Origin of the sequence: Caballeronia sp. J97, assembly GCF_905220305.1 — a bacterium.
GTDB lineage: Bacteria > Pseudomonadota > Gammaproteobacteria > Burkholderiales > Burkholderiaceae > Caballeronia.
The window spans coordinates 54,143-69,285 of the sequence record NZ_CAJMZL010000002.1; the positions used below are offsets into that span (position 1 = coordinate 54,143).

Genomic DNA, 15,143 nt, shown 5'->3' on the forward strand with positions numbered 1-15,143 from the left:
TCGTTGCTGAGGATTCATCCTTCGTCCGAAGGCTGAGGCTTCGGCAAGCCCCAGGTCGGCGCAATGCGCCAGATCGCGAACGGCAGCGAATGCGGACTGAGCCGCACATGCTGACGCCGTCCGCGCCACTCGAACTTCTCGCCGGTCACCTGATCCTCGACCGCGAGCGCATCCCATTCATGCACGCCCCAGCGGTCGAGTGTCTGCCATGGCAATTCGATATCCGCTCCTTGCTCGTTGAACGGATCGAGGTTGATCGCGACGAGCACGACGTTGTCGCGCGATGCGTTCGCCTTCTCGAAGAACAGGATGTGATCGTTATGCGCGGGCAGGAAGTTGATGTTCAAATGCGTCTGCAACGCGGGATTCGCGCGGCGGATGCGATTGAGCGCCGTGATCTCGGTGACGATGTTGCCGGGCCGGTTCCAGTCCCACGCCTTCAGCTCGTACTTCTCGGAGTCCAGATACTCCTCGCTGTTGGGCAGCGCCGCCGATTCGCACAGCTCGAAGCCGCTGTACACGCCCCACAGGCCCGACAGCGTCGCCGCCAATGCCGCGCGAATCACGAAGCCCGGCCGCCCCGAGCTTTGCAGGAAGCGCGGATTGATGTCGGGCGTGTTCACGAAGAAGTTCGGGCGGAAGAATTCCTTCGCATCGGTCTGCGTGAGGTCGTGCATGTAGTCGATGAAATCGCGCTTGCTCTCGCGCCACGTGAAGTACGTGTACGACTGTGAGAAGCCGAGCTTCGCGAGGCGATTCATCACGCGCGGCCGCGTGAATGCTTCGGATAGAAAGATCACGTCGGGGTGGCGCGCGCGCACGTCGCCGATCGCCCATTCCCAAAACGGAAACGGCTTCGTATGCGGGTTATCGATGCGAAAGATGCGCACGCCCGCCGCGATCCAGTGCAGGAACACGTCGCGCAACGCGATCCACAGTTCGGGCTTCGCGTCCTGCGCATAGAAGTCCGGATTGACGATGTCCTGATACTTCTTCGGCGGATTTTCCGCGTAGCGCAGCGTGCCGTCGGGACGCCAGGCGAACCAGGTCGGATGTTCCTTGAGCCACGGATGATCGGGCGAGCATTGCACCGCGAAGTCGAGCGCGATTTCGAGCCCATGTTCATGCGCGGCTTCGAGCATGCGCTTGAAGTCGTCGAGATTGCCCAGCTCCGGATGCACGGCGGTGTGGCCGCCTTCCTTGCCGCCGATCGCATACGGGCTGCCGACATCGCCCGGCTGGGCCGTCAGCGTGTTGTTCTTGCCCTTGCGGTTCGCGACGCCGATCGGATGAATCGGCGGGAAGTAGAGCACGTCGAAGCCCATCTCGCGGATGCGCGGCATCTTGCCGATCACGTCGATGAACGTGCCGTGACGATTCACGTCGTCGCTCATGGAGCGCGGGAAGATCTCGTACCAGCTCGCGAAGCGCGCGGCGGCGCGTTCCGAATCGACCCGGTACACGACCGGATCGCGCGACAGGAACGGCCGATGCCGCGCCGCTGCAACCGCCTTCGCCGTCGCGCTCGCGAGCACGAGTTCGAGCTTGCGCGCGTCCTCGGCCTTCGTGAATTCCTGGACGATCGCTTCGAGCGGCTTGCTGTCGGCGTCGGCATCGTCGGCGGTCTTGACTTCCGCGAGGATCAGCGCGAACAGATGTTTCGCTTCCTCCAGCTCCAGCTCGACGGTCTGCCCGGCCTTCAGCTTCTTCTGCATGTGATCGATGAGCGACGCGTAATCGTCGCGCCATGCCATCACGACGAATTCATGCCGGCCGACGCGTTCGAGCGGAATGCGCGCGCTCCACAGATCGAGGCCGGCGGGCTGCACGGCGCTCATCGGCGCTTCGTGCCAGTCGGTTTCGTCGGCGGCGCGCCATTGCACGGCCGCGGCGATCTTGTCATGACCTTCCGCGAAGATCGCGGCCTGAACCTCCAACGCCTCGCCGACGATGCGTTTCGCCGGAAACCGTCCATGATCGACCGAGGGCGTCACGCTTTCGATCGACACGCGCGGCGCGGCGATCGCCTCGGTCACCGACTTCTTGTCGGCAGCCTTCGCGCCGCGCTTAACCTGCGGTTGCGCGAGCAGGATGAACGGCTCGGCTTCCGCGCGATACAGGCGCACTTCGCCCGCCTTGAGCATGAAAGGCGCGAGGCGCTCGGGCTTGCCCATGGCATCGTCGATGAGCGCGAAGCGCGTGTAGTTGCCCGGCACCGATTCGAGCAGATGCAGCGTGTCGACATGCACGGGCGCGACGAGATCCGGATTGATCATCGCGAGCACGGCGTCGCCGCTGTGACGCAGATCGCCGCCATCCGCGCGGATGAGCGCCGCGTAGGGCGTGCCCGCGCCCGTCAGCGCGCGCAGTTCGCCGACGCTCGACAGGGTGCCGACATTGCGCTGCAGATCGTTCGCGCGCCGGACGCGCGCCGTGAGGTCGATGCGCTTCTCGTTCTTCGCGCGTTCGTACTCGGCCGCGATGCCGTATTGCGGCGACATCGGCAGGCCGACGCCATACTCGAAGCCCATCGGCACCATGATGCCGGTGCCGAGCGCGGCGGCGGTGTCGAGGGCGCGTGCGTACGCGCGTTCGACGAGCGCGGTGTCGCTCGTGTCGGAGAGTTCGTTGATGAGCCGCGCGCCGAAGGGATCTTCCGGAAACGCGATCGGCGATGCGACGCGCGACAGCGCCGCGTGCTCGTCGAAGAGCCACGCGCCCTTGAAGTCCCACCAGCGCGTCGATGCGAACACCGCGTCGAACGCGGCATCGGCGAGGCCATGCAGATCGTGACGCGTGACGCCGACGGTCCACGCGAGCCAGCGTGTCTCAGGATGCTTCTCGCGCACCGCGGCGCCGAGCCTGCGCCACACATGCGCGGGCACCGCGTGCGGCGAATCGAAACGAAAGCCGCCGATGCCCGCATCGGCGAGCAGGTTCAACTCGCGCGCCCACCATTCGGTCAGATGATGCGCGGCCTCGCCATCGGCGAAGTTCGCCCAGGCGACATCGCGCTGACTCGGCGCCCTGCGCGGATCGAGCCGCGCATCCGCGCTCTCGAACGGCTGGAACCAGTGTTTGTTGTCCCGATAGAGCCCGCCTTCGGCGCTCACGCGGTCGATCACGATATCGACGAGCAGCGTGAGCTTATGGCGGCGGGCAGCGTCGGCGAGCTGGCGCAGCGCATCGGACGCGCTCGCATCGGATTCGAAGACGGAATGCAGCCGATGATGATCGGCGACGGCCTCGCGATGCCCGTTGTTGCCGGGCATGAACGGCGAGGCGATCAGGACATGGTCGAAGCCGAGTCCGGCGGCATGCTCGAAGTGGGCGGGCCAGTTCGCGAGCGGGCCGACGAGCAAGGGATCGATGAAGTAAATACGAGGCGCGTACGCATGATGAGCTTGATGGTTTTCCATCGTTCGTCTTTTCCAGAGTCGTCCTGCGGTGGCGGGGATGCGGGCATCAATCGCGATCACGCTCACGGGCCAAACTGGCTGAAGAGCTGGTCCGCGCGTCACGAATCGCGCGAACTTCAGGCGGAACTCAGATTACACCCTGGCGCCGCGTGAATCGACGCCTGCCTGGCCGCGTTGTCGCGATGCACCGTGCATCGAGCGCGCTTCACGCTCACGGTGGGCGCCACGGTCCCCAAGTGATTTCCTTCGGGCTTCCTCACGGGACTGCCTTCGATCATCCCCAAAGGGGTTTCCTCGGTCATCCCTGAAGGGGCTCCCTTCGGTCACGCACGGGGCGAGGCAGCACATTGCGTGCCGCGCCCGGCGAGTGCCCGGCTCAGCTCTACGTCGAGGCACTACTATGGAACAACTTCGGCCGACATGCTCACGCGGTGCGCGCGAGCGTATGGGCGTCCCGCGTCTGCGCGGACGTTCGAGCGGCCGCCTCCACGACGTCGGGAACGCGGCGCGCACGCAGTGCGGTGCGGCTCGGACGCGCGTCGCTCAGGCCGACGTACAGTGCGACCATCTTCGTGACGGCTTCGTTCCATCCGAAATCGCAGGACATCGCGTTGCGCTGCAACGCCCGCCACACCTGCGGACGCATGTACGCGTCGAGCGCGCGGCTCGCGGCGTTGACGATATCGTCGGAGCGTTCGCCTTCGAAGAGAAAGCCGGTCGGCGCGCGCGAGGCACGCGGCGCGGGGATCGACGCGACAGGCAGGTCGCGCGTGCCTTCGCGCAACCAGACCGATGGGCGCAGCACGTCGCGCACGCCGTGCACGGCGTTTTGCGCCGCATCGACGATCGTGTCGGCGAGGCCGCCCACGCGCGATGCGACCGGCAGCGTGCCATAGCGCATCGCGTACATCTGCGTGAGGCCGCAAGGTTCGAAGCGGCTGCCGTGCAGCAGGATGTCCGCGCCCGCGTGCAGTGCATGCGCGCGCCTTTCGTCATAGCCGATATGCACGCCCACGCGATCCGGCCATTCCTGCGCGAGCTTCCTGAAGCCCGCTTCGATATACGCCTCGCCCTTGCCGATCACCGCGAGCTGCAGACGCGGATGTCTTGCGAGCAGTCGTGGCAATGCTTCGAGCGCGACATCGGCGAGCTTTTGTCCGGTCATGCGGCTGCCGATCGCCATGAGCGGCGCGAACGCATCGACGGGCAAGCCGAATCTGCGTTGCAGCGCGCGCTTGCAGGCATGCTTGCCGCGCATGTCGTCGAAAGAATAGTTGCGCTCGATGAGCGGATCGGCGGCCGGATTCCACGTTGTTTCGTCGATGCCGTTCACGACGCCCGAGAGCTTGTCGGCGCAGCTCTGGAGGACGCCTTCCATCAGATGGCCGAAGCGGGGCGTGAGAATTTCGCGCGCGTAGGTCTCGGACACGGTCGTTACCCGATCGGCATGCACGATGCCCGCTTTCATCAGACTCAACGCGCCATAGAACTCGATGCTGTCGGGATCGCTGAGCGCATGCACCAGCCATTTGTCCGGCACGCCGAGCGACGCACCAAGCGAGAGCGCATAGTTGCCCTGGAATGCGAGATTGTGGATCGTGAATACGCTCTTTGCGTGCACGCCCGCATGCTTCATCAGAAGCGGCGTCAGGCCCGTGTGCCAGTCGTGTGCATGGACGATGTCGGGCTTCTTCACGCCGCGCACGCCTTGCGCGATTCTGACCGCCGCGGCCGAGAGCGTCGCGAAGCGGATCGCGTTGTCCTGATAGTCGCGGCCCTGCGCGTCCTGATAAAGGCCCGTGCGCGCGTACAGCGTGTCGCAGCGCAGCAGCAACACCGGCACGCCGGTCCCGGGCATGCGGCCGCGCAACAGTGCGGCGTCGCCGCCGGGCAGGCCGGTGAGCGTGCCGACCTTGCTCAGGCCTTCGGCCTGGGCGATCGCGTTCGGATAAGCGGGAAGCAGGATGGTGGCGTCGACGCCGGCTTCACGCAGCGCTGCAGCATAGGCGCTGACCATGTCGCCGAGTCCGCCGGTCTTGGCGAGCGGGACGGCTTCGGAGGCGACCAGCAGAACATTCAAAGGCAAGTTGAGCTCCTGTGCAAGAGGAACGCGCGGGCGAAAAGCCGCGCAGGCAAGCGCTGATCGGGGTTCATCGGAATTGGCTGGCGCATTGCAGCAATCGGTGTGCCACCGGCCGGGACGTACGTGCGATGCGACACGTCCGATTCCGCCTATGACACGACGAGACCGCCGGCGCGCGCCCGGGAATGCACGAAAATGGCACGGACGTGCCGCGTGTAAAACTGACTGCGGCCCGCGCCGCGTTTTTACACGGGGCGTCGGCTCAGCTTATGGCGTGCGCGTGACAGCGTCGTTTCAGCCGCCGACCATGCTCGCGGCGATATTGATCGACAGGCCGAGCACCGCGAGGTTGAAGAAGAACGACAGCACCGATTGCGCGAGCGCGGTGCGGCGCGCCGAGGTCGATGCAAGGGCGATGTCGGCAGTCTGCGATGCGACCGCGATCGTGAACGAGAAGTAAAGGAAGTCCCAGTAACCCGGCTTCAGGTGCCGGTCGGGAAACTTGAGCGCGGGATCGTTATCCGGCGACTGATAGTAGTGCCGCGCGTAGTGCAGCGTGAACATGGTCGGGATCAGGAACCACGCGCCGAGCATGGTCGCGCCGGTGAGCACGTAATGCGGCACGGCGCTCGCGCCCATGTTCTTCGCCGTCGACAATTCGACGACGATCGCCACGATGCTCGCAATCGCCGCCACGCTCACGACCATGAGGACGGTCGCGGCATTTTCGTCTTCGCGTTCGGCGAGCGCCTGCACGTCGCTCTGGTGCGCGGTCGCCATCTGCAGCCAGATCAGCGCGAGATAGAGCCAGACGGCCGAGTCCCAGCCGATCAACGCGCGCGCGGTCGGCCGCACGTGCGCCGGAATCAACGCGGCGACGACGCAACCTACCGACAGGCCGATCAGCGCGCGCGGCCTATTGCGCAGGACGGGCGGGAGCATGTGCTTCATCGCGTCTGGATCCGCAAGAGAGCAGACTTCGCTCGATGGCTGCGATTATTGCCCGTACGCCTTTCAGCAACCTGAGCCTGTGAAACTCTGATCGAAGAGACCCCATTGAAGGCGTCTGAGCGCGCCGCCCGATCGTGCAATAAATTCCTTGTCTTACCACGCGAGCGGCAGCTTTTACGGGAACATCGGGCGCGCCGGTAACGCCGCTGTAACGAATGTGGAAGCGGCTTGCGAATTGCTTGCAAAAGCGATTTAGCCCGCACACGGCGTCATTGAGCAGCGCTATCATCGGCGCATGAATGGTCCTACCTATCCTATCGTCTGCAGGCATCCCGCCAATGATATCGGCCGCGATTTCGTGGTCGGTGATCTGCATGGCTGCGTCGATGCGCTGCGCTATCTTCTGCACGAAATCGGCTTCGATGGCGCGCGGGACCGGCTGTTCTCCGTCGGCGATCTGGTCGATCGCGGCACGGATTCTCTCGCGGCCGTCGATCTCATCGACAAGCCGTGGTTCTATCCCGTGCTCGGTAATCACGAGGATGCGCTGATCTCCGTGGCGACCGGCACGATGCGCCGTCAGTCGTGGTACGCGATCGGCGGCGCGTGGGCCGAGACAATTCCCGACGACCAGCTCTCCACGCTCGCGACGCGGCTTTCCACGCTGCCGCTCGTGCGCATTGTCGGCGAGGGCGAGCGGCGCTTCAACGTGCTGCACGCCGAGTTCTTCGGCAACGACGCCGAACTCGATGCCGGCGATTTTCACGAAGACGTGCGCAACCAGATTCTGTGGGGCCGCGGCCTCGCGCTCGGTCACGCGGATCCGGCCCAGCAGTTCGGGCTGTCGCGGACCTATTGCGGCCATACGCCGACGCGCGCGGTGAAGCAGATCGGCTCGCAGATTTACATCGATACGTGCGCGTTCGCGCCGGAAGGCCGGCTCACGATCGTTCAGGCCGGCACCGACGAGCGCTGGTCGGTGAAGGAGCGCTGGGCCTCGTCGGAAGGCGCTCGCGAACTCGCGCTGCCCTGACTGTCGCACGCGGTCCGATAATCCGGCACGTACGTTGCTCGACGCTTCGCCATGAATCGAAGATCAATCAGGCGAGGCGCACGGTGGCGAGAATCGGTACGAACAACGAGACAGGCGGCGGGGCCAGCGATCGCCCGAGCGCCGGCGTGCAAGGTTGCCCGGAGGATCTGCCACCGGGTTTGCGCTACATGGACGATTCGCACCGCGGCTACACGCGCGAATGGATCGACGGCGCGTTCGCTTACTTCAACACGCAGGGCAAGCGCATCGACGACGAAGCCGAGATTCGCCGCATCAACGCGCTCGCGATTCCGCCGGCCTATGCCGATGTCTGGATCTGCCCCGATTCGCGCGGCCATCTGCAGGCGACCGGTCGAGATGCGCGCGGTCGCAAGCAATATCGTTATCACCCGCAATGGCGCGAAACCCGCGACGCCAACAAATACGAACGCATGCTCGCGTTCTCCGCGGTGCTGCCGAAACTGCGTTCGCGCGTCGCACGGGACCTGTCGCTCGACGGCATGCCGCGCGACAAGGTGCTCGCTACCATCGTGCGTCTGCTCGACACGACGCTGATCCGCGTCGGCAGCGAGGAGTACGCGCGCGAGAACCGCTCGTACGGGCTGACGACGCTAAAGAAGCGCCATCTGAAAGTGTCGGCAGGGACGCTGAGGTTCAGGTTCCGTGGCAAGAGCGGCATCGAGCACGATGTCGCGGTGAGCGACGCACGGGTCGCGCGCATCGTCAGGCGTTGCATGGATCTGCCCGGGCAGGATCTCTTTCAATATCTCGATGCCGATGGCGCGCGCCATTCGGTCTCTTCATCCGACATCAACGAATATCTGCACGAGATCACCGGCGCGGACTTCACGGCGAAGGACTATCGCACGTGGGCCGGCAGCGTGTTCGCGCTCGCGGCGCTCAGAAGGCTGAAATGGGAGACGGTGACGGAGGCGCGCAAGCATGTCGTCTGCACGGTGAAGGAAGTCGCGCTCTTGCTGCGCAATACGCCCGCCGTGTGCCGCAAGTGCTACGTGCATCCGGCCGTGATCGAGGCATTCGAAGCGGGCGAGCTCGCCGAGACGATGCCTGCGTCGCGCCGTCATGGACTCAGGACCGACGAGGCCGCGCTCGCGATCTTCCTCGAAAAGGATGCGAAGCGTCGCACGCGTGAGGCGGCGCGCAAGAACCGCAAGGGCGCTGCGGCGACCGACACGCGCCTCACCAGGCTGCTGTCGGAGTCGAGCCGCAAGGCGCGCGCCGGTGCGCTGAAGTCGAGCGGCAAGAATGCCGCGTCGCAGGCGCTCGAGCAGGTCGCGAAGAAGCCCGCGAGAAAGGCGGCGCGCCCGGCGTCGAAGAAACTCGCGCGCATGCGGACTGAAACGGCGGTGGCGATCGGCTGAAGCGTGTGAAACGTTTGCCCGATCAGCCGACCTGATTCAACTCGAACACATAGTCGACCGTCTCGCCATTCCAGTTGTATTCGAGGTAGGCCGCATGCTGGCAGTCGCGCAGCATCGTCGTGCGCAGGGCGGCGAGGCATTCCCCTTGCGGATCGCGCACCGATGGATAGACGATCCCGCGTGCGCCCGCTGCACGCACCGCGCGTCCGAGCGCCTTGCCCGGCCCGTAATCGTCCGGCGCAAGGATGCGCGGATCGAGGCTGGCCTGCGCGATCGCATCGCCGCGCAAGTCGACGACCTCGCCGTGCGCCATCACCGTGTAGAGACGCATCTGCTGACGCAGCGGTGCCTCCTTCGTTGCGGCGAGGAAAAGCCCCGAGTGGTAGCGCGTTTCCGCGATCGCCGTCTGCTGTTCCCGGCCGCAATAGAACACGCCGTAGCTGCCGTCGGAGAAGCGGCTGCCGTTGGGATTCAGATGGGTGAACGCCGCCATGATCGGCCCGCAGCCCGGACCGAAGCAGCGTTCCTCGGGCGGCACGAGATCGAGTTCGCCGACTTCGGTGCGCAGACGGTCGTTCGTCATGGCCTCGAGTGCATAGAGCGCTTCGAAGTCCTGCGGCGAGGCCACGCGATCGAAGAGATTGACGGCCGGAAAGCGCGTTGGAATCACGCGATACGCCGGCGACCAGTCGAGCAGACTATGCGGCCAACGTTCGCGCCAGTTCGATATGTCCTTGCTGAATGCGATCCCCATCACGCCCAGCCGCCTCGCATCGCATCGAGGTATTGGCGCACGGCGACGAGATCGCTGATATTGCCCGCCAGCAGCCGGTCGAGCGCCGGACGGCCGCCGAAAGGCGCGGCGGTGTTGGGACGGCGAATCCAGGTATCGGCGGCTTTCGAATCGGGGAGGAGGATTTGCAGCGCCTTGTAAATGCCGAGAATCAGCGACAGGCGCTCCAGCGTGTCGCGCGCGAGCCGGGCGGATTCGGGGTCGTGCTTCCACTTGAAATAGGTGGAGCGCCCGGGCGAGCCCAGCAGCGTAATCTGCTCTTCGGCCGAGAGCGCCCAGTCGCGGGCGATATTGAAGAAGGCGCGCAGGCCGGCGGCGGAAAGATCGCTCGAATCCAGCGCCGGCTGCGGCACCGGGCGGCCGGCCAGCGCTCGTTCGGCACGTGCGGCGTTGGGCATGTCATTAAGTCTCCAAAGGAACTTGTTGAGTATATTAGTCCACATTTGGATTAATACAAGCGCGCCATGAGTGTTTCGACTTGCAGCGCCGGATCAGTCGTCGTCATCGGTCGGGCCGTAGCGGCGGCCCGGTACGTGGGATTTGAGTGCATCGGCGATTTGCGATGGCGTGCAATCGGCGGGCAGCACGCGGCGCTGCACGCGCTGATCGTTCTTCGGCACCCATTCGACCATGCGATACGCCGGTCCCCACGGCGGCTCGACCGGCAGGGACAGACGGCATTCGCGCAGCGTGAGCGCGTATTGCTTGCGCATCGTCGGGGCAAGATTGGCGAAGCTTCGGCGCGCGGCGGTATTGACTGGCATGGCACGTTCCTCACGGTGATGACTCGGCCGTCCGATGTGGACGGCGGCAATGGAGCCGGATCGCGAAGTCAGTGTGTCGGGAGAGAATTAAGCGCGACTTAATCGCGAGCGACACCGCCCGCAGGCGCGACGAAATGCCGCCACACGCCGTCGAAGGCACTCCGGGGCCACGGTCAAGAGGCGCTTTGGCATTTTCACCACGCCGCGCGCCGGCTGTTTGCCGCGGCGTCGGCTTACTGTATATTCGTACAGCTTGTCTGCAACAGGAGCTTGCCGATGAATCCACGCAACGATCCGCTCGAAGCCGCTGCGCTCGAACGGTTCATGCGCGCGACGCGCGCGGTCAACGCCGCGTTCGACGCGACGCGAGGCGAGTCCGGTTTCGAGCAGGACGGGCGCTCTGTCGCGCGCTCGCTCGAGCGTCTCGACGCCGCGTTGCGCGAACTGGAAACATCCGAGCAGTCGCTCGACGCCATCCTCTCGCGCAGAGCGGGCCATTAACCGTTGGAGCGAATCACTTGAAGCGCGTATTCCTGATCGTCGTTCTTCTGATCGGCTCGTCGTCGCTTTTCGCGGCCGAGCGCTACACGGAAGTCTGGAATCCTCCCGAAGCACAGTCCATCAAGGGCAAGAGCAAGCCGCATCCGGCCGTGCAACCCGCGGCGAAGAAAAAGCACAAGAGCGCGACGTCGGTCAAGCAGGTCGCCGATAAAGCCGCGATCGAGCAACCGTCCGTCACGCCGCGTTCGAAACCTTCAGCGCCGAAACAGACGGAGCCGGTCATTCCGCGCAAGATCGAACCGAACGGCCAGGTGATGCGCGTTTGAGCACGCGAGTACGAACAGCAAAAGGGGCGCCCCCGACGGAGCGCCCCTTTTTTTTCGCGCAATTGAACGCGGCTGTGCGTCACAACCGGCCCATCAACAACAGAACGATAACCACGATCAGCACGACACCGACGATCCCGCTTGGCCCATAGCCCCAACTGCGGCTGTGCGGCCAGGAAGGAATGGCGCCGATCAAGATCAGGATCAGGATGATCAGCAGTATGGTTCCGATCGTCATTCGACTCTCCTTATCAAATGACCGCGTGACGGATCGGCGCCGGGCGCAGCCTCCCAACCGTCATCGACAGTCATGCGCCAGGGGAGCGGCGGCGCCTGGCCGCCGGCACGATCAGTTGTGCGATCGACGACAGCAATTGAGCAAAGGCTGTGCCAGTGGGCATGAAAAGCCCACGGCGCAAGGCGTCCCGCGTGTCCGCGGAATGCGTGCGTGCGCAGACAATTGTCGAAAAGGAGAGGCGAAACGAGAGGAGACGGGCAAAACTTGCACGGGTGCGCGAAAGCCCTTCGAAGGGCTTCGCGCGCCTTTGCAATCAATGTGGAAAGCCGCTCAGAAGATCCCGCGGAACACCCAGAACAGCAGGCCCGCGAGCGCGATCGATACCGGCAACGTCAGGATCCACGCGAGCGCCAGGCTGCGCACCGTGCGCCACTGCAGGCCGGAGCCGTTCGCGGCCATCGTGCCGGCGACACCCGACGACAACACGTGCGTCGTGCTGACGGGCAGGCCGTAGGCATCGGCGGCGCCGATGGTCAGCATCGCGACGAGTTCCGCCGACGCGCCTTGTCCATAAGTCAGATGCGTCTTGCCGATGCGTTCGCCGACCGTCACGACGATGCGCTTCCAGCCGACCATCGTGCCCAGACCGAGCGCGACGGCGACCGCAACCTTCACCCATGTCGGGATGAACTTCGTCGCGTGGTCGAGCTGCTTCTTGTAGTTGCTCAGCACGGCGGTGTCGTCCGTGGAAAAGGCCGGCGCTTTTTGCTTTTCCATGATGCGCAGCGCTTCGGACGCGATGTACATCTCGTTGCGCACGTTCCGGACGTTGCCCTGCGGCACGTCGGCCATCGTCTGGCTCGGGCGCACTTGCGATTCGATCGAATCGACCACGCTTTTCAGCGACGCGATCGTGTCCGGCGCGAGCGTTTTCGTCTGCACATATTTTTCGACCTGGCCGCGCGCGTCGGCGGCGGGCGCGGCGCCTTTGCCATAGCGCTGCAGCGCTTCGGACGCGCTGTGGCTCACCGCGACGAAGGTTTGCGTCTCGTTCGCCGTCACCGCCTTGTTCAGCGCGTAGGCGGTCGGCACGGTGCCGATCAGGATCAGCATGATGAGGCCCATGCCTTTCTGGCCGTCGTTCGAGCCGTGCGCGAATGAAACGCCCGTGCACGTCAGGATCAGCAGGCAGCGGATCCAGAACGGCGGCGGCGCGTTCTTCTCCGGCTCCTTGTAGAGCGCGGGCACGCGCACGACGAGCTTCAGCACATAGAGCAGAAAGCCCGCAAGGATGAAACCGATGATCGGCGAAAACAGCAGCGACTTGCCGACCGACACCGCCTGGCTCCAGTCGACGCCCGACGTGCCGTTCGTGCCGTGCAGCATCTGGTTCATGAGGCCGACGCCGATCACCGAACCGATCAACGTATGCGAACTGGAAGAAGGCAGGCCGAGCGCCCAGGTGCCGAGATTCCAGATGATCGCCGCGATCAGGAGGGCGAAGACCATCGCGAAGCCCTGCGAGCTGCCGACGCCGATGATCAGCTCGACCGGCAGCAGTTGCAGGATGCCGAACGCGACCGCGCCGCTCGAAATCAGCACGCCGATGAAATTCCATGCGCCCGACCAGACAACCGCTAAGTTTGGCGTCAAAGAGTGCGTGTAAATTACAGTGGCGACAGCATTGGCGGTGTCGTGAAAACCGTTGACGAATTCGAAGCCGAGCGCGATCAGAAGCGCGACGCCGAGCAGGATGTACGGAAATGCCGACGATTCGCGCACCGGCGCGAGATCTTCGAGCAGATGCAGGATGCAATACACCGCGCCCGCACCGATGGCGAGCAGGAAGAGCAGCAGCGCGAGGCGCTGCCCGAGCGTGCGGCCCTCTCGGGATTGGGGAAAGGCAATCTGGTTCATGTCGCGTCCTTGAGGGCTGGTCCTGAGCGAGGTCCGTAACGAAAGGTGAAAAGCAGACGAGAAGCGTTTCAGAAGCTCGAATGGGCATGTTTCCCGGAGCGTGTGTCGATTTCGTGAATCGGGAAATGACAGTCATTTCGTATGAATTGACGGGCGGCGACGAGCCGCTGGAGGAAGACTTCATGACGGCGTGGATCGAGGTGGCGCTGCAATCGCATCGATCGGACGACGGATCGATCGACTCGCTGGCGGACGAGCTCCGGCGCATCGCCGCGTTTGCGAGTGCGACGCCCGTCAGCACGCGATTTGCAACGCGGGAGATTCCGCTGAAAGCGGCGAGATGGCGGTTGTCGGTCGAAACGACGGACGGCGCACGCACGCTCTGCGCCGTGCAGGAGGAAGGCGCGTCGATGCCCGGCTTCACGCGATTCCGGACCTTCGCGCATCCCGCGGGCGAGGATCTGGCGGCGTCGCTGATCGCATTCGCGCAGGCCGACGATGCGCTGCGCGAGCCGCTCGAGCACGCGCATCGGCTTGTGGAAGCGGAAAATGTCGTGTCGCTCGAAGACGACAGCGGCGAAACCATCGACGTGTCCGCGCCGAATCCCGGACTCGAGCGCGAGGTCGAACGTATCGAATGGCGCATCGATGCAGACGGCACGGACGTTCTCGTGACGCTCGAATTGACGGAACGGGGCATGCCTGTGCTGCGGCTCGCGGCGCCGTCGGTGAACGGCGCACTGGACGCCGTCTTCTGGCTCGCGGGCGAAGTGATCGACGCCGCGCCGTTTTTCATCGCGCCGGACGACGAGCACGCGTCGGAGACGGAGCCGGTGCATGCCGCGAAACTCGATCTGCCGCGCACGGCCACGCGCCGCGATGCGTTCGTCGCGATCGCGGCGTCGGTAGCCGGGCAGTGGTTCGGCAACGCGGTGGCTTCGCGCGCGGATCTCGGCGACGAGCACGTGCATCAGTTGCGCGTCGCGCAGAGGCGGCTGAAGACGCTGCTGAAGCTCTTTCGCGATTATGTCGACGATACCTGGAACACGCGTATCGCGCCCGATCTGAAGTGGTTCGGCGACCTGCTCGCCGATGCGCGCGACTGGGACGTCTTCACCGACAAGACTTTGCCCGCCTACGCCGGATCGGACGACAACGCCGGGCGCTGGCAGCGGGTCATCGCCGCGGCGGATGTGAAGCGCAGTGTCGCGCGCGACAGGGTGCGCGACGCGCTCGCGTCGAAACGCTACGCGCGGCTGACGCTCGCGTTCGTCGAATGGCTCGCGCGGTTCGCATCGCAGGACGACGCGTCGCCGATGCGCTTCGTCAGCTTTGCCGAGAAACGCATGCGCAAGGATTATCGGCGTATCGCGCGCGCGCCCGATCTGGTGTCGCTCGAAGCGCGCGAGCGGCATCGCGTGCGCATCCACGCAAAGCGTCTGCGTTATGCGCTCGAATTTTTCCGCTCGGTGACGTCGCGGCGCACGCGCAAGGAAACCGCGAGGCTGCTCGGCGAATTGCAGACGGTTCTCGGCGAAGCGAACGATGCGGCCGTCGCCGCCGATCGGCTCGCGTCCCTCCCCGAAGCCAGCGACTATCAGCGCGGCTTCGCGCGGGCGTGGGGTGCGGCGTCGGCGCGCAAGGACGCGCAGGAGGGCGAGCGGCTGCTACGCTCGATGCATCGTCCGCATGTGGACCAGTCGATATAATGCGTC

General features: G+C 64.9%; 13 protein-coding genes. 5 read left to right on the forward strand and 8 right to left on the reverse strand.

The window, feature by feature from the left end:
* Positions 1-14: 14 nt before the first annotated feature.
* The 3 genes from U4Y90_RS04590 to U4Y90_RS04600 all read right to left on the reverse strand — a co-directional run bounded on the left by U4Y90_RS04590 (position 15) and on the right by U4Y90_RS04600 (position 6,453).
* On the reverse strand, positions 15-3,419 hold the full coding sequence (locus tag U4Y90_RS04590; RefSeq protein ID WP_321792699.1) for a maltotransferase domain-containing protein: 3,405 nt from the start codon (positions 3,417-3,419) through the stop codon (positions 15-17).
* A gap of 424 nt (positions 3,420-3,843) precedes the next feature.
* Complete coding sequence (gene glgA, locus U4Y90_RS04595; protein ID WP_321792701.1) at positions 3,844-5,505, reverse strand: glycogen synthase GlgA; 1,662 nt, start codon at positions 5,503-5,505, stop codon at positions 3,844-3,846.
* Positions 5,506-5,796: 291 nt separating this feature from the next.
* Positions 5,797-6,453: a DUF1345 domain-containing protein gene (locus tag U4Y90_RS04600; protein WP_321792703.1), complete on the reverse strand. Its 657-nt coding sequence runs from the start codon at positions 6,451-6,453 to the stop codon at positions 5,797-5,799.
* A 295-nt stretch (positions 6,454-6,748) separates the two neighbouring features.
* Here U4Y90_RS04600 and U4Y90_RS04605 point away from each other — a divergent pair, with 295 nt between their 5' ends.
* Complete coding sequence (locus U4Y90_RS04605; protein ID WP_321792707.1) at positions 6,749-7,486, forward strand: metallophosphoesterase; 738 nt, start codon at positions 6,749-6,751, stop codon at positions 7,484-7,486.
* An 83-nt stretch (positions 7,487-7,569) separates the two neighbouring features.
* Positions 7,570-8,889 (forward strand): DNA topoisomerase IB, encoded by a 1,320-nt coding sequence (locus U4Y90_RS04610; RefSeq protein ID WP_321792709.1) that lies wholly within the window; start codon positions 7,570-7,572, stop codon positions 8,887-8,889.
* Positions 8,890-8,911: 22 nt separating this feature from the next.
* Here the strand turns inward: U4Y90_RS04610 and U4Y90_RS04615 are convergent, their stop codons facing one another.
* The 3 genes from U4Y90_RS04615 to U4Y90_RS04625 all read right to left on the reverse strand — a co-directional run bounded on the left by U4Y90_RS04615 (position 8,912) and on the right by U4Y90_RS04625 (position 10,446).
* Positions 8,912-9,643, reverse strand: coding sequence for an RES family NAD+ phosphorylase (locus U4Y90_RS04615; protein ID WP_321793422.1), 732 nt, complete (start codon positions 9,641-9,643; stop codon positions 8,912-8,914).
* Entirely contained in the window at positions 9,643-10,080 is a 438-nt protein-coding gene (locus U4Y90_RS04620; RefSeq protein WP_321792710.1) for an MbcA/ParS/Xre antitoxin family protein, read from the reverse strand. The genes U4Y90_RS04615 and U4Y90_RS04620 overlap by 1 nt, the downstream gene beginning before the upstream one ends.
* Before the next feature lie 93 nt (positions 10,081-10,173).
* Positions 10,174-10,446: a DUF2866 domain-containing protein gene (locus tag U4Y90_RS04625; protein ID WP_321792712.1), complete on the reverse strand. Its 273-nt coding sequence runs from the start codon at positions 10,444-10,446 to the stop codon at positions 10,174-10,176.
* Positions 10,447-10,722: 276 nt separating this feature from the next.
* On the opposite strand from U4Y90_RS04625, the gene U4Y90_RS04630 reads away from it, so the two are divergent.
* Positions 10,723-10,947, forward strand: a complete 225-nt coding sequence (locus U4Y90_RS04630) for a hypothetical protein (protein WP_321792714.1) — start codon at positions 10,723-10,725, stop codon at positions 10,945-10,947.
* Positions 10,948-10,964: 17 nt separating this feature from the next.
* Complete coding sequence (locus U4Y90_RS04635; RefSeq protein WP_321792716.1) at positions 10,965-11,273, forward strand: hypothetical protein; 309 nt, start codon at positions 10,965-10,967, stop codon at positions 11,271-11,273.
* 79 nt (positions 11,274-11,352) lie between these two features.
* Here the strand turns inward: U4Y90_RS04635 and U4Y90_RS04640 are convergent, their stop codons facing one another.
* Entirely contained in the window at positions 11,353-11,511 is a 159-nt protein-coding gene (locus U4Y90_RS04640) for a DUF3309 family protein (RefSeq protein ID WP_086971801.1), read from the reverse strand.
* A 330-nt stretch (positions 11,512-11,841) separates the two neighbouring features.
* Complete coding sequence (locus U4Y90_RS04645) at positions 11,842-13,428, reverse strand: inorganic phosphate transporter (protein ID WP_321792724.1); 1,587 nt, start codon at positions 13,426-13,428, stop codon at positions 11,842-11,844.
* 125 nt (positions 13,429-13,553) lie between these two features.
* On the opposite strand from U4Y90_RS04645, the gene U4Y90_RS04650 reads away from it, so the two are divergent.
* Positions 13,554-15,137, forward strand: a complete 1,584-nt coding sequence (locus U4Y90_RS04650; protein WP_321792726.1) for a CHAD domain-containing protein — start codon at positions 13,554-13,556, stop codon at positions 15,135-15,137.
* The last annotated feature ends 6 nt before the right edge of the window (positions 15,138-15,143 follow it).

What these genes read in the sequence shown, in the direction of transcription:
- U4Y90_RS04590 (WP_321792699.1), bottom strand. Translation starts at nt 3,419, where the DNA reads ATGGAAAACCATCAAGCTCATCATGCGTACGCGCCTCGTATTTACTTC.
- U4Y90_RS04600 (WP_321792703.1), bottom strand. Translation starts at nt 6,453, where the DNA reads ATGAAGCACATGCTCCCGCCCGTCCTGCGCAATAGGCCGCGCGCGCTG.
- U4Y90_RS04605 (WP_321792707.1), top strand. Translation starts at nt 6,749, where the DNA reads ATGAATGGTCCTACCTATCCTATCGTCTGCAGGCATCCCGCCAATGAT.
- U4Y90_RS04615 (WP_321793422.1), bottom strand. Translation starts at nt 9,643, where the DNA reads ATGGGGATCGCATTCAGCAAGGACATATCGAACTGGCGCGAACGTTGG.
- U4Y90_RS04620 (WP_321792710.1), bottom strand. Translation starts at nt 10,080, where the DNA reads ATGCCCAACGCCGCACGTGCCGAACGAGCGCTGGCCGGCCGCCCGGTG.
- U4Y90_RS04625 (WP_321792712.1), bottom strand. Translation starts at nt 10,446, where the DNA reads ATGCCAGTCAATACCGCCGCGCGCCGAAGCTTCGCCAATCTTGCCCCG.
- U4Y90_RS04630 (WP_321792714.1), top strand. Translation starts at nt 10,723, where the DNA reads ATGAATCCACGCAACGATCCGCTCGAAGCCGCTGCGCTCGAACGGTTC.
- U4Y90_RS04640 (WP_086971801.1), bottom strand. Translation starts at nt 11,511, where the DNA reads ATGACGATCGGAACCATACTGCTGATCATCCTGATCCTGATCTTGATC.
- U4Y90_RS04645 (WP_321792724.1), bottom strand. Translation starts at nt 13,428, where the DNA reads ATGAACCAGATTGCCTTTCCCCAATCCCGAGAGGGCCGCACGCTCGGG.
- U4Y90_RS04650 (WP_321792726.1), top strand. Translation starts at nt 13,554, where the DNA reads ATGACAGTCATTTCGTATGAATTGACGGGCGGCGACGAGCCGCTGGAG.